Genomic DNA, 18,884 nt, shown 5'->3' with positions numbered 1-18,884 from the left:
GGCGAGGGACCTGACTCCGTTGCGGGGTGCTGTCGTGGCGCTCATGCCTCGTTCGATCTCATTCCCTCACCTGACCTCTCCCGCTGGGAGAGGGACCCGAGTCCGTGGCGGGGTGCTGTGGCCGTGCCGTGGCCGCGTTTTCGATGGCGAACGCGCGCGGGGCGTGGGGTACATCGACTGACTCAACGCGCGCGGAGCGCGCGTTCCACCAATTCGGCAATGTGCGCGGGCCAGGCCTTCTACCGATGGCGGGCGGGGTATATTGATGCGTTACGTCAATTCGCGGGCGAGGGCGGCCAACAGACGCGGGCCCGCGGATGGATCCAGGGTCGGCGCAACTACCACCCGTAATCCGAGGTCCCTTACCGCGGCAGCGTCCGCGGCGTCGGCGTCGTCGAGCACGTAGGCGTCGGCCAGATCGGCATAGAGGGCGGCGATGCCGACCGGATCGTGCGCCATCCCCCGCGACGCCAGCAGCGCCGCCCGGGCCGCCGCGCGGCGCCGATCGCGCGCCGCCACCGCCGGCAGCCGGCGCACCACAGGACTGATCGCCACCGTCGGCAAACGGCGGGCACGGATCGCCTCCGTAACCCCAGCAAGCCCCAGAATCGGTGCCAGCGACGCCACCGGACTCGAGGCCGCCAACACCGCCAGATCGGCCTCGTGGATCGCCCTCAGGACGGCGTCCGTCGGCTGCGCCACCTCGATACCTGCGAAAGTCACTGCCTCGACCGGCGGACGCGCCTCCTCGCGCACCAGCCACTCCTGCCATGCGAGCACCCCCGCCGGGGTCCGTATGCGCGTGCGAACGGGCGCGTCGGTCGCGGGCAGGACGCACGCCCGCACGCCAAGCTCGCCCGCAAGGGTCGCCGTTACCTGCGTGAGCGATGCGCCGGCTCGCAACAATTCCGTCCGCCGCCGATGCTGAACGCGATCGCGTGCTCCGACATGAAACCAGGTCAACCCGCCGAGCGGCGGCTCATCGAACCGATCGCCGCGTATCCCCCAACCGCGCTCCTCGTCGAAGATCCCCGCCAGCGCATACAGCACCGCGTCGGTATCCGGACACACCAGCAGCCCGTTGACCTCCCAATCGTCGCCGACGTTGGTGACGAACGTCGCCTCGCCGTCGCGGCCGGCCGCCCGCAACGCCAGCGCGAGCCGCGCACCCCCGAGACCGCCGCACAGGATGGTAATCCGCATGCGCGGGCCATCGCCGCTCACGCCGGCGCCGACCGGGAACCGGCCTTTATCCGCTCGATGCCGCCGAGCATGAACAGCGTCGCAAACTCCGCCGTGCCGTGGATGTCTACCGGCTCCCGCGAGAGCATGTCCAGGCCGAGCTCGACCGCCATGGCAACGGCCACCCGGGCGATGCGCTCGTTGTCGAGGTGCGGAACGATGCCCTCGCGCTCCTTGGCACGCAGATCTTCGATCAGTTCCGCAATGGCCGGTTCGAGCAGCGGCGCCGACGTGCGTAACTGCAGCTCCGCCGCGTTGCGGGTAATCGTCGCCACCAGATCGGCCTCTTCCGCGTAAAGGCGGAAGCAACTGAGGAACGACGAGCGCAGGAGGTCTTCGAGATTGCGCGCGCCCATGCGGGTCTCGTGCACGTGCGCCCGCAGCCGCCGCGTGAAGTCCGCGAAGATCTCGCGCAGCACCGACTCCTTGTCGGGGAAGTAGTTGTAAAAGGTCCCCGCCGCCAGATCGGTGCGCCGCACGATGTCGCGCACGGTGGCCGCGCCGTAGCCGATCTCCGCGAAGACCGCGCGGGCGGCGTCCAGAATCGCGGCTCGATTGCGCCGCGCGTTCCGCTCGCGCTTGCCGAGCTCGGCGGTCGGCGATCCGTCCGCCGCCCGGCCCGGCGCGCCGGACATGTCCGGATTTCGCCCGACGGGTACGTTCATCCAGACCGCTTCTCCGTAAACACCCCGGCGGCGTCGGGGGCAAACGCATCCAGGAGGAAGCGCTCCTGCGGCTTCTCCGACGCCGTCTTGGGAATCTCCGGCACCACCTGCAGATACGAAGGCACGAAGTTGGGTTCCAACGTGCGGCGACAATGGGCGAACACGGCTGCCGGATCGAAGCGCCGCGCGTCCACCGGGACGATCGCGGCGACGACGTCTTTTTCTCCCGGCGCCCCGGACGCCGCCTTGACCCCGTAAACGAAGACGTCGGTCACCGACGCATGCTCCGCCACCGCCTTCTCGACGAAACCGGCATTCACGAAGTCGCCGTTGTGGCGGATGCCGCCGCCTTTGCGGAAGTCGAAGTAGAACCAGCCGTCAGCGTCGGTATGCCCGATGTCGCCGCTGCGCAGCCAGCCGCCGCGCGTCTTCGCCTCCGAGGCTTCCTTGTTGCCGTAGTACTCCACACTGGCGCTGGCGCCCGCCGGCCGCGAGCAGATCTCGCCGAGCGCGCCCGGCGGACACTCGACGTCGTTGTCGTCGAGGATCTTCATGTCCATGCCGGGGGGCGGCTTACCGAACGAACCGACCGGCCCCTCACCGATCGGCTTGAAGGCGAGGCCACCCTCGACCGCCGCGTACCATTCGAAGATCTGGATATTGAAGCGCTTCTCGAACGCGGCCCAGATTCCCGCCGGCATGCCGGCACTGGTCACGAAGCGCACCGGATTGTCGGCATCGTCGGGCCGCGGCGGCTCGCTGTAAATCGCCGTGGCCATCCCCCCGAGCAGCGAAAACACCGTGCACCCGTGCCGGCGACACACGTCCCACAGGCGCGACTTGGTGAACTTCCGGCTGAACACCGCGCGCAGCCCCATGAGCAGGCTCGGCGCCAGAGTCACCGCCTGAGCGTTCCCGTGCGTCAGCGACAGCCCCGTGTACGGGCGATCGGTCTGGTTGTAGCCGGCGATCATGCCGAGCATCGCCATCGCCCCGAAGCGGTCGTTCGGAAACACCACGCCTTTCGGATCGCCGGTGGTCCCCGACGTGTAGATGATCTGCAACGGCTCCGCGCCGGTGACCAGCCTGAGATCCATCGGTGCGGCCGGCCGCGCCAGCACCGCCCGCATCGCGTCGACACGGGGCGTGCGCTCGACCACGCCGACGTCTGCGCCCTCGCCGGTTTCGAGCGCCAGCACCCAGGATAGCTGCGGGCAGCGATCGCGGATCGCCAGCACCTCGGGCAGACAGTAGTCCGCGCACACAATGCCCCGGGAGCCGGAGTTGGCGAGCATGTACGCGAGCTTCTCGCCGCGCATGCGCGGGTCGAGTGGCACCATCACCGCGGCGGCGATCGACGCGGCAATCATCGTCTCGACGTATTCCGGGTGGTTCCGCATCATCAGGCCGAAACGGTCGCCCGGCGCCATGCCGTAACCGACCAGCGCCGCGGCGATGCGATCGGCGTTGGCGGATAGCTGCGCATACGTACGCACCTCGTCGGGCGTCGCCTCGTTGTCGAGGCTGAGGTGCTCGAATGTGAGCACGGGATGATCCGGCATCGTCTGCGCCTTTTCGCGGACGATGCCGGCCAGGATCATCGGGAGATTCATCGCTGCGTTCCTCGCCGCCGCCGCCGCTCAGATCTTGAGGATTGAGACGCACATCGCCGCGACGTCGATGCCGATGTTGCCGCCGCCGTTTTGCGCCAAGCCGATGCGCGCCCCGGACACCTGCCGGGCGCCAGCGCGTCCCTGCAACTGCTCGGTAAGCTCGACGATCTGCGCCGCGCCGGTCGCCCCCACCGGATGCCCCTTGCGCAGCAACCCGCCCGAGGTGTTCACCGGCTGCCGGCCGCCGAGCCGGGTCACCCCGTCGGCGACGAGCCGGCCGCCCGCGCCTTTCGGGCACAGACCGAGATACTCGTAAGCGAGGACCTCGCCCGGCGCCGAAGCGTCGTGCAGCTCGACGAGGCTCAGATCGCCCGGTCCGACGCCGGCATCCTCGTAGGCCTCGCGCGCGCACACCTCACCGGCGCCGTCCTCGCTCGGGTCGTGGTCCCAGCCCGAACGCAGCACGGTCGACACCACGCGTACCGGCTTCGCGATCCCGAGCGCCCTGGCCCTGGCTTCACTGACGAGGACAACCGCCGCCGCCCCGTCGCCGATCGGCGAGCACATCGGCCGGGTCAGCGGCTCGGCAATCATCGGCGCCGCCAGCACCTGCTCCACGGTCAGTTCCTCGCGGAACTGCGCCCGCGGATTGAGATGGCCGTGGAAAGAGTTTTTCGCGGACACCATCGCGAACTGCTCGACCGTGGTGCCGTAACGTTCCATGTGCATGCGCGCCACCGCGGCGTAGATGTCCATGAACATCGACCGCTTCTCGCCGGCGCCGGAAGCTCCTGTGCTGGCGCCGTCTTTGGCGGCACTCGCCTGCAGGCTCGCCATGATCGCCTGCATGAACTCGACGTCGACCGCGCCCGAGAAGGCGCTGAAGCTCTTCTTGCGGTCTTCGCTGTAAAGCTTCTCGACGCCGAGAACGAGCACGACGTCGTAGGCACCGGCAGTTACCATGGCGGCCGCCTGGTGGAACGCCGTCGAGCCGCTGGCGCAGGCGTTCTCGACATTGACCACCGGGATGCGGCCCAGACCGACCGAGCGCAGGATCACCTGACCGCGGATGCACTCCTGTCCGGTGACCAGCCCGGCCGCGGCGTTACCGACGTACGCCGCCTCGATGTCGCCCAGTGCGATACCGGCGTCGGCGACGGCGGCCTGCACCGCCTCCGCACCGATGGCCTTGAGGCCGGTTTCCAGAAACTTGCCGAAGCGGGTCATGCCGACCCCGGCGACGATGGCGTTCTGACGCATGATCTTGACCTCCTTGCGCTAGTGACGGCGCCGCACCCCCGACGCGACGTCGGGGGCAATACGCCGTGCCCATTATCCTCGAATCGGTTTGCTCAGTACTGCCCGCCGCAATTACCGTGACGTATTCTGTCATTCCGGCGAAAGCCGGAATCCCGTCCCAATTCCTCGTTTCTTTGCATCTGGATGGCGGCTTCCGAGTCTGTCGATAAACGGCCAAACCCGGCTTCGACAAGCTCAGCCTGAGCGGTGGTGGAATTGATTTCATCGGGTTTCCCCCGCTCACCCTGAACTACTATCGCCGGAAGTCTGCGCACGGCGCGAAGAAATCTTCAGGCCATGGAGCGGCAGTGCCTTCCCGTTCGTCCCGAGTAGCGCCTTCTTCTGGCGCGTATCGAGGGACAGGCTCGGCAGGGGCGCGCCCCTCGATACGGAGCCCGGGAGAAGGGCTCCTACTCGGGGCGAACGGGCTGGTTGTTCGCTTTGGGTTGCGGGCGCCAGCCCGCGCCAGGCTCGTCGAAGGGTGAGCGCTGGTGAAATTGATTTCATCGGGTTTCCCCCGCTCACCCTGAGCTCGTCGAAGGGTGAACGGGAGTTCATCGACAGTCTCTTCCGCCGGCATGACGGACGAAATCGTCGCGCGTCGCGCGGAAATTCGGCGATAGTAGTTCAGTTTCCTCATATCGCGGCGTCTCGAAGGGCCTGTCCTGAGGAGCCGCCGTCTTCCGGCGGCGTCTCGAAGGATGCCTCAACATAGCTTGTCGGCGGCCACCAGGCCGAGGACGTCGTTGCACCCGTCTTCGATCAGCGACGCCCGCGCGTCGCGCAGCAGCTTCTCCACCGGGTACTCGCGGCTCAGGCCGTTGCCACCGAAGATCTGCACGGCGGTGTGGGCAACGTCGAACGCCGTCTGCGTGCAGAACGTCTTCGACGCGATCGAGTACTCGAGAAGTCCGTCCATCCGCGTCCCGTTGTAGAGCGCTACACGGCGGGCCAGCGCCCGCGCCGCCTCGGTCGCCTGGAACATCTTGAAGAGCTTCATCTTGACCGCCTGGTGCCGCGAGATCGGCACCCCGCCCTGCACACGCCCGCGCGCATACTCGAGCGCATGCTCGAGCGCCGCCTGCGCCAGACCGACGAAAGTCGTCCCCATCGCCGCGTTCGCCATCGTCAGCACACGCTCGACGACGAACTGGTAGCCGTCGGAACCGACCACCATGTACTCGGCCGGCAGGCGCACGTCGTCGAAGAAGATCTCGCCCTGATTGAGCGCGCGCTGACCGAGTTTGTCCAGCGGCGCCCCACGCGATACTCCCGGCAGGTCGAGCGGCACCAGCGCAACCCCGCCGTCGCGCAGCCCGTGCGTCGGATCGAGCGTGCAGAACAAGGTCGCCACCGTGGCGATCGAGCCGTTCGACACCCATGCCGCCTTCTGGCCCCGGATCACGTAATGGTCGCCGTCGCGGGTGGCAATGCAGTCGGCCCGCGCCGACGGACTCTCGAAAAACGGCTGATTGAAGGCCAGTACGTCGCTGCCGTGGTTCGGCTCGGTGATCGCCCAGCAACCGATCTCCGGACGCTTCGGATTGGCGAAACGCTCGATCAGATCCTCGCGCGCCAGCATGCGCGCAAACATCCCCGGGAAACCCGACACGCCCAGACTGATCGCCAGCCCCGCATCGCCCCACCCGAGCTCCTCGCCGATCATGGCATGGATACGCGCGAGCATCGGCGTACCGATCATGTCCGGGTCCTCGTCGATTTCGCGCAGATTGAGTGCGCGGTACTTCTCGAAGACGTTCCAGAGGATCGAACCGCGCGCAATCACCTCGGCGGGACTGCTCAGCCGATCCAGCGCGCGCCCGGCCGGACGCATCACCTCTTCGGCAAACTTGTGCACCGTATCGCGGATCGAAATCTCTACCTCGCTCAAGCCGATCTCGATGTCGGTCAAACCCATCGTGCTGCCTCCGGAAAACTGAACTCGATACAAACCCGAACTGGCTAAAGGAAAATGACACCTACGTCAATTATTCCCTGACGCGGGCGTCATTTTTCATGGGCAGGTCGAGCATCGATTAGGAGGTCTGCTCGGGTTCCGGGTGGCATCCGGGTTGCTGACCTGAGATACGTGAACGAGGGAAAGCGCATGCCACGCGCGAAATTGCCCGGCGGCGGGTGGGCCGCGAGGGTCACTTTAGTGGCGCTGTCGGCCGTAATGGGCGTGACGGCGGCGGGGGCCGCGGGTTTGCCCGACCCGGTCGTCGTGGTGACACCGGCTCCGCTGGCCGTCCAGCCACCGGGAATCGCGTTCGTCGATCCGGTGTTCGGCACGACGCTGCGGCGGGTTTCCGCCGCCAGCAGCGGCGGCGGCTTCGAAACCCAGACGTATTCCCAGTTACAGGCGTTCTCTACGGACGATACCTATCTGCTCCTGACGGGCAGCACGGGCTACGTGGTGCGCCGCGTTGCGGACTTCAGCGCGGTCGACGGCCTCGACACGTCGGAGTGGAACGCCCCGCGCTGGCTCGCGACCAGCCCGCATGCGCTCGTCCACTTCGACAGCAACGCCGACACGACGGTGCGCGTGCAGCGCACCGACGTCGCGACGCGGCAGACGACCACCCTGTTCACGTTCCCCTCGATTTACTCGCGCGTGCGCGTCAACCAGTCGTTCGACGAGTTGTCCCGCGACGGGCGCTGGCTGGCGGCCTTGCTCGTTCGCAACGACGGCAGCGAGGCGATCGTGGCGCTCGATCTGCAGGACCTGACCCTCGGGGCGGAGCTGTCCGTCCCGGCGCTCTACGCCGGGCCGTGCAGCCCGGATCCGACCTGGGGGGAACTCGAGCCGGACTGGCTCTCCGCCTCGCCGCTCGGCCGGTACATTGCCGTGCAGTGGCCACGCGACGGCACCACCCGCTGCAGCGGTCTCGAGACGTTCGATATCCGGACCGGGGCCTTCGTGGGCCGCGTCTACGACGGGCACCAGCACGGCGATCTCGGCGTCGAGCTCGACGGCGACACGGAGATCTTCATGACCTTCGAGCTGTACCATTGGAGCGGCAGCCTCTCGATCGGCGTCCGCGCCCTGCCGGGCACGGCGACCGCCAGTCCGCCCGCCTACGTACAGATCCTCGACTGGGGCAACGCCGAGCACATCTCGTGTCGCGGTCCGTACGGCGTGTGCCTGGTGACCGCCGGTTTCGACACCGGTAACGGCTGGAGCGCTTTCGAAGGCGAGCTGTTTCTCCAGTACACCGGCGGCAGCGTACTGCGACTGGCGCACCACCGTTCCAGCAGTTGCGGCTACTGGGTGCAGCCGCGGGCGAGCATCTCGCGCACCGGCCGCTACGTGGTTTTCGCGTCCGACTGGGGCACGGAAGCGGGCTGCTACGGGGACGGCGACGGTCTCGGGCTCGGCGATGCGTACGTCATCGACCTGTGGGCCGGATCGGAGACGCCCACCGCCACCGTGACACGCACGCCGACACCGACCCCGACGCCCACGCCGACGGTGTCCACGGGCAGCATCGGCGGGCGCGTCACGTACTACGGCAACGGCCTGCCGGTGCCCGCAACCACGCTGCGGCTCGCGGGTGCGGTCACGGCGGCGGCACAAACCGGCGCCGACGGAGCGTTCTCCTTCGTCGCGTTGACCTCGACGGACTGGCAGGTGCAGCCGGAACTGCAAGCGGCGGCCGACGATGGCGCGGTGAGTGCGCTCGACGCCGCGTATGTTTTGCAGGCCGTTGTCGGCCTGCGGGCGTTCGATGCCATGCAGCGTCTGGCCTGCGACGTCACCGGCGACGGCACGCTCAGCGCGTTGGACGCCGCGCGGATCTTGCAGTTCCGCGTCGGGCTGATTGAGCGGCTGCCGGTGGCCGTGGCGTGCGGCTCCGATGCGGTCTTCGTGCCGGCGCCGGCGGCCGCCGCCAACCAGCAGATCGTCTACCCGGTTCCGAGCGGCGGTGCCTGCCAGGCGGGCGCAATCGCGTACCGCCCTCTGGTCGGAGCGGCGGCCGGTCAGGACTTCACCGCGGTGCGGTTCGGCGACTGCACCGGCAACTGGCAGCCGTCAGCCGCCGTCCGCCACCCAATCCATACCGTAGTTCAGCCCTCACGATTCACGCGCACGCAACGGCCTGCGGCCGATCTCGTGAATCCACCCCCGCCTCCGCCCGGTACCTGGTCGCGACCGATCGGAGTCGGGGTCGGTATCGGAATCGATTTCGATCCGCGGCGAAATTCGATTCCGATGTCGATAGCGATCCCGATTCCGATTCCGATTCCGACCGGGTAACGACCCGCCGCTTACATCTCGAAGAAGATTTAGGATCTGAGCCGCTTCGTAGTTCAGGGCAAGGGGGGAACGCGGGGCCCCGATCGCCGGCTCGCGGGTGGCGGAGGCGCGGTTGCGGAGGTACCGGCGATTTTCGCCGCCAATGCGGTTTTCACGCTCGGCCACTCGTCGTCGGTAATGCTGAAGTAGACCGAGTGTCGAATCCGCCCGCCGTGAGTTCGCATGTGGTTGCGCAACGTTCCTTCCTCGACCGCGCCGATACGCGCCAGCGCGGCGCGGGATTTCTCGTTCAGCGAATCGGTCTTGAACTCGACCCGGATGCAGCCCCAGGTCTCGAACGCATACTGCAACATCAGATACTTCGCCTCGGTGTTCACGACACTGCGCTGCCACGGCGGCGCGATCCACGTATACCCGATCTCGACACGGCGGTGCTCCCGATCGAAGGCCGCAAACCGGGTACTGCCGACCGGGCGCCGGTCACCGAGATGGATCGTCGCAAACGGCAATGCCAGACCGTCGGCACGCTGCTGCAGGGCGTGATCCACGTACTGTCTCATGTCGTCCGCGCTGCGCACCGCCCCGGCCGGGTTCCATCGCCAGATCGACTCGTCGATACCGATTTCCGCAAGCGCCCCGACGTGCTCGATCGACAGCGGTTCGAGGCGGACGAAACGACCGGTCAGGATAACGGGTCCGAGATCCATGGGAGCCAGAGCTATCCACGTGCGCGCCGGGACACAAGTCTCTTCCACAAACGTGTGCACCGCGGAGCAGGCTGAACGCCGGGCGCCAGGGCGCCGCGTCGGTGCTGGCTTCGCAGCGGCGTCGATTGCTATGGAACGTCGAGTACCGGAGATCGCATGACTCCCACGCTGCGCGTGCTGCACGAACCGCTGTCTTACCCCGAAGGCCCGACGTGGGACGCGGGCCGCCTCTATTTCGTCGAGTACGCGCGGCACGCCGTCGGCTTGATCGACCTCGTCGAAGGCGCGGCGCGCACCGTATGGCAGCAACCGGGCTTCGGCCCCGCCGCCGTGGTCTGCGGACCCGATGGCGCGATCTGGGTCACCGGCTCCGACAGCAACTGCATCGCCCGCATCGCTCGTAACGGCCTCCTCCACGAGACGGTTCGGTCGGATTCCGCGGGCCGCCCGCTCTCTGCACCCAACGACCTGGTCTTCGATGACGCCGGTGCGCTCTACTTCACCGCGGCCGGCGTCTTCGATCGCGCCGCACCCGTCGCCGGCGGTGTCTTCCGGCACCGGCCCGGCGGCGACACGCGCATGCTGGCCGCCGACATCCATTACGCAAACGGCATCGCTCTCGGATTCGACGGTACGACGCTGTTCGTGAGCGAGCACTTCCGCAACCGCGTCCTCGCCTTCGACGTGCAGCCCGACGGTGCGCTCCGCGGACGACGCATATACGCCGATTTGCACGCCCTTGCCGCAGACCCTCCCGACGAACCTTTGCTCGGACCCGACGGACTCGCCTGTTCGCGCTCGGGCCGACTCGTGGTGGCGCAGTTCGGCGCCGCCCGACTGCTGATCCTCGGCCGGGACGCACGGCTCGAAGCCGTCGTCGATCTGCCGTTCCGTTACCCGACCAATGTCGCCTGGGGAGAAGCCGAACCGACCCTTTACGTCACCGCCTTCCATGCGAACGTGCCGCCGTTCACCGGCGCCGTTGTCGAGTTGAATCTGTCCGCCGGCGTATGAGCGCTCCGCCCGAACAAGCCGACCGCGTCGTTACCTTCGATGTCCTGCGCGGCATGGCCATCGGCGCCATGGTCTTCCTGCACAACGGCGCGTTCCACCTCGCGTCGCTGGGCGAGGCGCTGAAGTCGCCGCCGCCGTGGCTGGTGGCGTTCGGCTTTCTGCTCCTCTGGGCGGGCCTGTTCGGTGTCGTGTCGGGAGCCGCCAACGCCACGGCCACGATGCGCCGCTTGCACCGGCAACCGCTGGTGGACGGCCGGCCGTGGCACTATCCGCGGTCGCTGATGGCCGGGGCCGTGCAGACGTTCGCCATTCTCTTCGTGTTGCACTGGGTATGGACGCTGGTGGTCGGCAACTCGGCGGTCACCGAGGACCCGAACGACCCGACCCTCAGGGTCACGCTCGTGCCGGGGTTCATCTATTACGGGTTCTTCCCGCGCATCCACCCCGAAAACTGGGTGTTCGCCAGCGCTCTGTGGATGATCGGCGCCAACGTGCTTCTCGTGTCTGCTGCGCTGCGCTGGTTCTATCGCCGCATGCCGCCGCGCGACGACGACGGCGTGCAGCGCTATCTGTTTCTGCTCGCGGCCGGCGTCCTGCTCGCCACACCCGCACTGCGTGCGCTGCTGTTCGAGCCGATGACGAAGCTGGTCGCGCAGCGAGGAGCGGCGATCGCGGCGGCAGTGCCGATGGCGCTGCTGATCAACGACCCGAACCCCGTCTTTCCGTTCTTCGCTTACGGCCTGCTCGGCGCCATTGCCGGCGTGGCCCTGGTGCGCGGCGAACCGCGCGCCGCTCTCTATCGGCACCTTGGGCGGAGCGGCTTGCTGCTCGTGCTCGTGGGCGGCCTCGGGTTGCTCGCAGCCGGGGGCATCGTGCTGGCGGAGCGCGAACACGTCTGGGGGCAGTCGCCGCTCTACTTCGCCGCGCTGGGCTACGCCCTGCTCGGCGTATTCTCCCTGGTGCTGGTCGGCTTGCTGGCGCTGCTCGACCCCGGCGCGGAGTCCCGGCGGAAGCCGTGGCGTCCGGCCGCCCTGCGTCCGCTGCTCCGTTTCGGGCGACTGAGTCTGACCATCTTCATGCTGGAGGGAATCCTCGGCATGGCGCTGCGCGTCGGCATCGACACTCTATTTGCCGGCTGGAACGCCACGGTGGGGTTCGTGCTCGCCTTCGCCGTCGGCAACGTACTGCTGTGGCACATCATTTTGATCAACTGGGAACGCCTCGACTATCGCTACTCGCTGGAGTGGTGGCTCGCTCGAATTCGCGGCACCGACGACCGTGCCCGGGCACTGCGTGGCGGGTGATTTCGCCGGCCGGCTGCCTTCCGCTTCCGCCGCCTGACCGGCATGGCGTCGACCCCGGTTTTGTGTGTTGCTGCGCAGACATAAGGATGTGGAATGCCGACCCAACACCGCATGGACACCGACTCGCCGTATCAGGATGGATCGCCGTGGCCGTGTATGCGCGCGGACGTGCGCAACACGGGACGGTCGCCGCTGCTCCACGCCGGGGTAGCGGCCGAGGCGGCCCCACCGATCCGCTGCTGGACCACAGGCAACGCCATCTTCAGCACCCCGGTCATCGGCGCCGATGAGACCGTTTACGTCGGTTCGGCCGACAAGCGGTTCTACGCCTTCGATCCGGTGACCGGCACGCAACGCTGGAGCTTCGAGACCGGCGAGTGCATCGATAGCGCCGGCTGCATCGCGCGCGACGGCACCGTGTATTTCGTGTCGTGCGACGCCGGCCTTTACGGCCTCGGCCCCGACGGCGAGGAGCGCTGGCGTCTCAACCTGTTCGAGAACCGCGGGCACTTCACACCCAGCACGATCTTCTGGTGGGAAGGCAACGTCGTGCTGGGGCCGAACGGCCTGCTCTACGCGGGGAACGACGATTTCAACTTCTACGCTATCGAGGCGGGCAAGGGCGTGCGCTGGGCGTACCTGACCGGGCTGCACATCTGGGCGGCACCGGCGTTCGGCCCCGACGGGTCGGTGTGCGTCCTATCGTTCGATCGCAACTGCTACCTGTTCGATCGCGAAACCGGCGGTGTCCGCTGGCGCACCAACACCGGCAACTTCGTGGTGTCCTCGCCGGCGATCGACGACGCCGGGATCATCTTCTTCGGAAGCTTCGACGGCCACGTCTACGCGCTCGACGGCGGGTCCGGCCGGGTGAGGTGGCGGACCGCCACGGCCGGGCCGATCTACGCCTCGCCGGCACTGGCCGAAGACGGGGTTCTCTACATCGGCTCTTCCGACTGCTGCCTGTACGCGATCGATACGGCACGCGGGCGGGTCGTTTGGTCCTTCTACACCGGCGATGCGATTCGTTCCTCGGCGGCGATCGGCCCCGATCCGGAGAATCGCGCTCCGTACCTCGTCTACTTCGGCAGCGGCAACGGCATCCTTTACTGCGTCGATCCCGATGGGCGCCGCCGCTGGTCCCTGCGCACGGTGTCGGAAGGAAACGTCCTCGACTCGCCGAACATCAACGCCTCGATTGCCCTCGGTCGTTCGGGCCTGGCAGCGGCCACCGCCAGCGGCAAGGTCGTTTACGTACCCTTCCGTCACTACATGAGCGATCCGGACGATCCGCTGCTCGACCACAACCCGCGCGACGGCTATCCGGAAGCGGGCCTGTTTCTCTACTCCGTCGCCCCCGGCGGGTCGATGTCCGCGGAGCCGACGGACGCCGCCGCGGAGCCGGTGGTCGCCGAGCCTTCGCAACCGCTGAGTCTGCGCCTCCTTGCGCGGCTGAACGGGCAGACGGTCCCGGCGCGGCTCGACCCGCAAGACGTCGAGGTATTGATCGATCCGCCGCGGCCGTTCCGGATCACCCTGCAACCGGGCGGGACGCAGATGAATGTCGTTCCCGAAGGCGCGGCGCCGGCCGCGGAGGAGGCCGTGACGGTACGGGCGCGCGGTCGGATCGGCGGGCAGAGCGCGGCAACGGTGACGGCGCGCGTACCGATTCGTTTCCTGCCGGCGGTCGATGCGCCGTCGATCGGCGCGCTTCCCGACCTGCCGTTCCGGGTCACGCACATGTCGGTCTATGACCCGCCCATCGTTCCGTCGTTCGACCAGATCGGCATAGCCAGTCTCACCATGCAGGTGCGCATCGTGCGTGCGGACGAGGCGAGCGGCAGGGTTGCGGCCTGGGGCGTGGAAAAGTTCGGCTTCGCGGCAGACGGAGAGGCGGTGCAGGTAGCGATGGCGCGCCATCTCTTCTACGCCTTCGGCGGCACCTACGAGAGCGGCCGGCTCGTTTTGACGGCGCGCGACTGCGCCTTCGAGCTGACGGCTTTTCCGGCGCCGCTCGATACGCTGCGACTCTCCGGCACCTGGGAAGGCGCCGAAGGTCCGTGCCGCGGCAGCTCGTTGATTGCCGAGTTGGACGTCGCCGGGCGTTTCCGTAAGCTCGCCGGGGGTTCGGGAGGCTTGGCGCGCGGCGCGCGCGCGCTGGCGCGCATGACCGATCTGGTGCGCCGCTGGGTGCCGGATTCCGCCACCGCCGCGCAGTCGCTCCCGCTGCTCGTCCGGTTCCTTGCCCGGGTCGTTCCGTTGGGCGTGCAGATGTTGCGGCGCGAGATGCACGGCCCGTGGGGTCTCGTGGGCGACGACGGCTGGTTCCGCGGAATCGGGAGTTTTCGGGCGCGCGCCGACCGGCCACTCGATACCGCGGCGCTCGAGGTGCGGAGTTTCCGTTACCAGCCGGCCTCGCACGCCATCGTCGCCGAGATCGCGGCGCGGGCCGGGCACGAGAGTTCGCTCAACACCGTCGTGCCGGGCATTGCGGTCGTCGACACGCAGGGCAACGAGCCTGCGCCCCTGCGCTACAACACGGCCACCGAGGTCAAGCGCGAACCGGGCCGGGTTTCGGTCGAACTCGGGCTGCCGCCATCGGTAAGCGCCGGCACGGATCGATGGTGCGCCTACCTGATGCTGGACGTCACGCCGCTGGCGGAGTTGGTGTTTTAAGGCCGGCGCACGGGAGAAGCGGGCGGGCAACCGGCGAGGGAGATCGGCAACGACGACGGCCGGCAGGGATAGTTCGTACGGCCGGCAACAAAAGGAGCAGCCACGTGAAAACCAGAGCGGCGGTTGCATTTGCGGCGGGCGAGCCGATGCGACTGGTGGAGATCGATCTCGCTCCGCCCGGGCCGCGCGAAGCGCTCGTGCGCGTCGGCGCGGTGGGCGTCTGCCGTAGCGACCTGCACGCCTGGCAAGATGCGGCGGGGCAATTCCCCATCGTGCTCGGCCACGAGGTAGCCGGTCACGTGGAGAGCGTGGGGCCGGAGGTCGATCACGTCGTTGCCGGCGACGCCGTTGTACTGACGTGGCTGCCCTACTGCGGCAGCTGCCCGACGTGCCGGCGCAACCTGCCGCAGCTCTGCCCGTCGGTGTTCCGAAGTTTGTTTGCCGGCACGCTGCTCGACGGCACCTCCCGCATCTCGTTCGGCGGTCAGTCCGTGTACCACTATTCGCTGCTCTCCGGTTTTGCCGCTCACACGGTGGTGCCGGCGCGCGCCTGTGTGCCGCTGCCCGCCGGCTTGCCCGTGGCCGAAGCTTGCATCCTGGGCTGCGGCGTGGCCACCGGCTACGGTGCGGCGGTGCGCGCCGGTCGGGTGCAGCGCGGGGAGTCGGTCGCCGTACTGGGTGTCGGCGGCGTCGGTCTGGCGGCCATCCAGGGAGCCGGGGCCTGCGGCGCCGGCCGGGTGCTCGCCGTCGATGTGCAGAGCGGCAATCTCGAGTTGGCGCGCAAGCTCGGTGCAACCGAAACCAGGCTGGCCGGCGAGACGGGGGCGGCGGATGCCGGCTTCGACGTGGTTATCGACACCACGGGCAAGGTCGCGGCCGCACGTGCCGGATTCGAGATGCTCTCTCCCGGCGGGCGGCTGATCGTGATCGGCGCGTTCGACAGCGACGAGTTGCGCCTCCCGGCGCGGGGTTTTCACCGCACCGGGAAAACGGTGAAGGCATCGTTCTATGGCGACATCGATCCGATCGACGGCTTGCGCGAGCTTGCCGAGCAGGCGGCGGCGGGGCGGCTCGCGCTAGCACCCCTGATCTCGGCGCGCCGGCGCCTCGATGACGTCAACGAGATCTTCGGCGCCATGCAGGCCGAAACCGCGGGACCGGGCCGCACGGTTATCGTGCTTGACGGGTAAGGGGCGGCCGCTCGTCCGCCGCGGCGGCAATTCGCCTTCGATGACGTACAGGTCGGTCCGGCAAATGCCGCAAGCCTCGACGCGCACGAGGATTTCGTCGACTCGCGGCTCCGGCACCGGCAGGTCGGCCAGCGCCAGCGGCGCGGTGTCGATCGGCGCCGGTGCGGTAAGCAGCATGCATTTCATCGCCGACCCGTGCCCGAAACCGGTTACGCGCGACTACCCCAACCGCCCAGCCGTCCCCCCGTCATCCGGCGCCGAGAACCAGACTCACCACCATGGCCACGCTGAGCACCGTGACGATGCCCGAGGTGCCCCAGGCAACGACGTTGTACGCCCGCGTGTTCACGTACTGGCCCATCAGCGTCCGATCGTTCACCAGCGACAGCATGAACACCAGGATCACCGGCAGCAATACCCCGTTGATCACCTGCGAGACGAACATGACTTCGAGCAGCGGGAAGCCGGGCACGAGAATGAACGCCGCGCCGAGGCCGATGAGCGCCGTATACAGCCCGAAGAACTGGGGCGCCTCGCGCAGTTTCCGGTCGATCCCGGTTTCCCAGCCGAAGCCTTCGCAGACGTAATAGGCCGTGGACAGCGGCAGCACCGAAGCCGCGAACAGCGACGCGTTGAACAGCCCGAACGCAAACAGCGCCGCGCAGTACGCCCCCGCCAGCGGCTCCAGCGCGAGCGCTGCGTCCTGCGCCGTGTCGATCCCGATCCCCGCTTCGTACAGTGTCGCGGCGCACGCCAGCATGATGAACATGGCGACAACGACCGCGATCACCGACCCGACCACGACGTCGTAACGCGTATAGCGATAGTCCGCGACCCGCACGCCCTTTTCGACCACCGCGGACTGTAGATAGAACTGCATCCACGGCGCGATCGTCGTCCCGACCAGCCCAACCAGCATGACGAGGTAACCGGTCTCCCAGTGAATCTCCGGCACCACCAGCCGTGTCAGCACGGTACCCCACGGTGGCTGCGCCAGAAAGCCGGAGAAGATGTACGAGACATAGAACAGGCAGGCGACGAGGAAGACGTTTTCGACTCGCCGCGAGGTGCCGTACGCCACCAGCCACCACACGAACGCCGCGGCGGCGGGGACGGACACGTAACGGCTGACGCCGAAGATCTCCAGCGCCGCGGCCACGCCGGCGAATTCCGCCACCGTGTTGGCGAGGTTCGTTAGCAACAGGGCCGCCATGACATAGAAGGTCGCGCGCACCCCGAAGCGCTCGCGGATCAGGTCGGCAAGACCCTTGCCGGTAACCACACCCATGCGCGCGCAAATCTCCTGCACGACCACGAGCGCCACGGTCAGGGGCAGGAGAACCCACAACAGGCTGTAACCGAAGTGCGCTCCGGCCAGCGAATAAGTCGTGATTCCGCCGGCGTCGTTGTCGACGTTGGAGACGATAATCCCGGGCCCGACGACGGAGAGAATGACGAGCAGGCGCGCCGGCACCAACGCCCGTATCCGCCCCAGCCACCGCCGCCGACCGGGATGCCGAGTGCGCGTCTCGCGCCCCGCATCCCGGACCCGCGCCAGCCAGCGTCTCAATGTGCCAGTTTGCGCCGCCATGCCTGCTTCGCAATGTGACTGACGACATCGTCGACGGTGATCATTCCGACCAGCGTATCGTTGTCGTCGACGACCGGCAGGGCGAGAAGATCGTACTTTTCGACGATCTCCGCCACGGTGTCGCGGCTGTCGTTGTGATGGACGAGTGTCGGCGTCCCGAGCATGATGTCGCGCAGCACCGCCGTCGGTTCCGCGAGAATCAGGTGCCGCAGGTTGAGCACGCCGACCAGGCGCCCCTCGGCATCGACGACGAACAGGTAATAGATGTTCTCGACGTCGGGCGCTTCGCGGCGCAGCCGCGCAAACGCCTCCTCGACGGCGATCTCCGCGGGCAGGGCGACGAACTCGGTGGTCATCATGCCGCCGGCCGTATCGGGCGCGTAGCTCAGCAGCTCACGGACGTCCCGCGCCTCCTCGATCTCCATCTTGTGCAACAGCGCGCGGCTGGTCTCGTCCGGCAACTCGCCGAGCAGATCGGCGGCTTCGTCCGGCTGCATCTCCTCGAGAATGTCGGCGGCATGATCGGGCGACACCATCTGCAGCAGCTCGGTCTGAATGCGCGGATCGTCGACTTCGGCCAGCGCGTCGGCCGCCGTCTCGGTGTCGAGCGAACGGAACATCGAGAAGCGTTCGTGGCCGTCGAGATCCGTGAGAATCTCGGCGAGATCGGCCGGGTGCAGCTTCTTCAAATCCCGCTGCACGACGCTGAGCCGGACGTTCTGGGCATCGGGATCGAGCGACAGGGGCTGCACGTACTGCCAGCGAATCAACCGTTCGGCCGACAGGTACCGCGACCGCGGCGCCAGACGCCGCACGAGGCCGTCGAGCTGCGCCTCCCAGCCCATGCGGCGCACGAGACCGCGCGTCCCGACGTCGACGTGGACCAGGCGCAGCTCGGCCCGGCCGAGGCGCAGGAAGTGGACGTCGTTGACACGCACCACCTTCGCCCCGTTTATGTCGACGATCTGCCGGTCGAGAAGCTGGGCCCGCACGAGCACTTCCCCATCCGCGTCGCTGCCGGCCGACGGCGTCAGCGCCCGCACGCCCACGGCAAGCCGGATCGCCGGCCCGCCAAGGTCGGCAACGTCGGTCCAGCGGCCGCTGAGGGCGAACGGATCCCAGCGGCCGCGCCGAACCACGAAACCGACCACCGGAGGAAATGTCGACGCCATCGCCACGACCAGATCGTGCAGGCGGCCGACCCGCACTCCCTCGGCGTCCTCGACCGGCTTGTCGAGCACGGACGACAGGAAGAGAAAGCCGAACTCGGGTTCGGCGATCAGCGGGGTGGGGCCGGCGGCAGCGCCGGACGCGACTTCGACCAT

14 protein-coding genes are annotated in these 18,884 nt (G+C 68.0%); 5 read left to right on the top strand and 9 right to left on the bottom strand.

Annotation, left to right across the window (positions count from 1 at the left end; translation table 11 throughout):
- Positions 1-270 precede the first annotated feature (270 nt).
- From L6Q96_19310 to L6Q96_19290, 5 genes are all read right to left on the bottom strand, one after another.
- Positions 271-1,203: a 2-phospho-L-lactate transferase CofD family protein gene (locus tag L6Q96_19310; GenBank protein MCK6556702.1), complete on the bottom strand. Its 933-nt coding sequence runs from the start codon at positions 1,201-1,203 to the stop codon at positions 271-273.
- 17 nt (positions 1,204-1,220) lie between these two features.
- The gene (locus L6Q96_19305; protein MCK6556701.1) at positions 1,221-1,907 is read right to left on the bottom strand and encodes a TetR/AcrR family transcriptional regulator; all 687 of its coding nucleotides are present in this window, start codon (positions 1,905-1,907) and stop codon (positions 1,221-1,223) included.
- Positions 1,904-3,520 (bottom strand): AMP-binding protein, encoded by a 1,617-nt coding sequence (locus L6Q96_19300; protein ID MCK6556700.1) that lies wholly within the window; start codon positions 3,518-3,520, stop codon positions 1,904-1,906. Before L6Q96_19300 ends, L6Q96_19305 begins: the two co-directional genes overlap by 4 nt.
- A gap of 27 nt (positions 3,521-3,547) precedes the next feature.
- Complete coding sequence (locus L6Q96_19295) at positions 3,548-4,780, bottom strand: thiolase family protein (GenBank protein ID MCK6556699.1); 1,233 nt, start codon at positions 4,778-4,780, stop codon at positions 3,548-3,550.
- 745 nt (positions 4,781-5,525) lie between these two features.
- Positions 5,526-6,737 (bottom strand): acyl-CoA dehydrogenase family protein, encoded by a 1,212-nt coding sequence (locus L6Q96_19290; protein MCK6556698.1) that lies wholly within the window; start codon positions 6,735-6,737, stop codon positions 5,526-5,528.
- Between the two features lie 189 nt (positions 6,738-6,926).
- Between L6Q96_19290 and L6Q96_19285 the strand changes: the two genes are divergently transcribed.
- Complete coding sequence (locus tag L6Q96_19285) at positions 6,927-9,077, top strand: dockerin type I repeat-containing protein (protein MCK6556697.1); 2,151 nt, start codon at positions 6,927-6,929, stop codon at positions 9,075-9,077.
- A 53-nt stretch (positions 9,078-9,130) separates the two neighbouring features.
- Here the strand turns inward: L6Q96_19285 and L6Q96_19280 are convergent, their stop codons facing one another.
- The gene (locus L6Q96_19280) at positions 9,131-9,784 is read right to left on the bottom strand and encodes a GNAT family N-acetyltransferase (GenBank protein MCK6556696.1); all 654 of its coding nucleotides are present in this window, start codon (positions 9,782-9,784) and stop codon (positions 9,131-9,133) included.
- A 156-nt stretch (positions 9,785-9,940) separates the two neighbouring features.
- On the opposite strand from L6Q96_19280, the gene L6Q96_19275 reads away from it, so the two are divergent.
- From L6Q96_19275 to L6Q96_19260, 4 genes are all read left to right on the top strand, one after another.
- Positions 9,941-10,798 carry an SMP-30/gluconolactonase/LRE family protein gene (locus L6Q96_19275; protein MCK6556695.1) on the top strand — a complete coding sequence of 286 codons (858 nt, stop codon included), beginning with the start codon at positions 9,941-9,943 and terminating at the stop codon, positions 10,796-10,798.
- Positions 10,795-12,102: a hypothetical protein gene (locus L6Q96_19270; protein ID MCK6556694.1), complete on the top strand. Its 1,308-nt coding sequence runs from the start codon at positions 10,795-10,797 to the stop codon at positions 12,100-12,102. Before L6Q96_19275 ends, L6Q96_19270 begins: the two co-directional genes overlap by 4 nt.
- A 93-nt stretch (positions 12,103-12,195) precedes the next feature.
- Positions 12,196-14,778, top strand: a complete 2,583-nt coding sequence (locus tag L6Q96_19265; protein ID MCK6556693.1) for a PQQ-binding-like beta-propeller repeat protein — start codon at positions 12,196-12,198, stop codon at positions 14,776-14,778.
- Between the two features lie 104 nt (positions 14,779-14,882).
- Positions 14,883-15,968, top strand: a complete 1,086-nt coding sequence (locus tag L6Q96_19260; protein ID MCK6556692.1) for an alcohol dehydrogenase catalytic domain-containing protein — start codon at positions 14,883-14,885, stop codon at positions 15,966-15,968.
- Here L6Q96_19260 and L6Q96_19255 read toward each other — a convergent pair.
- The 3 genes from L6Q96_19255 to L6Q96_19245 form a co-directional block, all read right to left on the bottom strand.
- Positions 15,855-16,145, bottom strand: coding sequence for an alcohol dehydrogenase catalytic domain-containing protein (locus L6Q96_19255; protein MCK6556691.1), 291 nt, complete (start codon positions 16,143-16,145; stop codon positions 15,855-15,857). The two genes, L6Q96_19260 and L6Q96_19255, sit on opposite strands and share 114 nt — an antisense overlap.
- A 70-nt stretch (positions 16,146-16,215) precedes the next feature.
- Positions 16,216-17,559: an Nramp family divalent metal transporter gene (locus tag L6Q96_19250; GenBank protein MCK6556690.1), complete on the bottom strand. Its 1,344-nt coding sequence runs from the start codon at positions 17,557-17,559 to the stop codon at positions 16,216-16,218.
- On the bottom strand, positions 17,535-18,884 hold the full coding sequence (locus L6Q96_19245; GenBank protein MCK6556689.1) for a CBS domain-containing protein: 1,350 nt from the start codon (positions 18,882-18,884) through the stop codon (positions 17,535-17,537). Before L6Q96_19245 ends, L6Q96_19250 begins: the two co-directional genes overlap by 25 nt.

The organism is Candidatus Binatia bacterium, assembly GCA_023150935.1.
Lineage (GTDB): Bacteria > Desulfobacterota > Binatia > HRBIN30 > HRBIN30 > JAKLJW01.
This window is presented reverse-complemented; position numbering and strand designations above follow the sequence as displayed.

What these genes read in the sequence shown, in the direction of transcription:
- L6Q96_19310 (MCK6556702.1), bottom strand. Translation starts at nt 1,203, where the DNA reads ATGCGGATTACCATCCTGTGCGGCGGTCTCGGGGGTGCGCGGCTCGCG.
- L6Q96_19305 (MCK6556701.1), bottom strand. Translation starts at nt 1,907, where the DNA reads ATGAACGTACCCGTCGGGCGAAATCCGGACATGTCCGGCGCGCCGGGC.
- L6Q96_19300 (MCK6556700.1), bottom strand. Translation starts at nt 3,520, where the DNA reads ATGAATCTCCCGATGATCCTGGCCGGCATCGTCCGCGAAAAGGCGCAG.
- L6Q96_19295 (MCK6556699.1), bottom strand. Translation starts at nt 4,780, where the DNA reads ATGCGTCAGAACGCCATCGTCGCCGGGGTCGGCATGACCCGCTTCGGC.
- L6Q96_19290 (MCK6556698.1), bottom strand. Translation starts at nt 6,737, where the DNA reads ATGGGTTTGACCGACATCGAGATCGGCTTGAGCGAGGTAGAGATTTCG.
- L6Q96_19285 (MCK6556697.1), top strand. Translation starts at nt 6,927, where the DNA reads ATGCCACGCGCGAAATTGCCCGGCGGCGGGTGGGCCGCGAGGGTCACT.
- L6Q96_19280 (MCK6556696.1), bottom strand. Translation starts at nt 9,784, where the DNA reads ATGGATCTCGGACCCGTTATCCTGACCGGTCGTTTCGTCCGCCTCGAA.
- L6Q96_19275 (MCK6556695.1), top strand. Translation starts at nt 9,941, where the DNA reads ATGACTCCCACGCTGCGCGTGCTGCACGAACCGCTGTCTTACCCCGAA.
- L6Q96_19270 (MCK6556694.1), top strand. Translation starts at nt 10,795, where the DNA reads ATGAGCGCTCCGCCCGAACAAGCCGACCGCGTCGTTACCTTCGATGTC.
- L6Q96_19265 (MCK6556693.1), top strand. Translation starts at nt 12,196, where the DNA reads ATGCCGACCCAACACCGCATGGACACCGACTCGCCGTATCAGGATGGA.
- L6Q96_19255 (MCK6556691.1), bottom strand. Translation starts at nt 16,145, where the DNA reads ATGCTGCTTACCGCACCGGCGCCGATCGACACCGCGCCGCTGGCGCTG.
- L6Q96_19250 (MCK6556690.1), bottom strand. Translation starts at nt 17,559, where the DNA reads ATGGCGGCGCAAACTGGCACATTGAGACGCTGGCTGGCGCGGGTCCGG.
- L6Q96_19245 (MCK6556689.1), bottom strand. Translation starts at nt 18,884, where the DNA reads ATGGTCGAAGTCGCGTCCGGCGCTGCCGCCGGCCCCACCCCGCTGATC.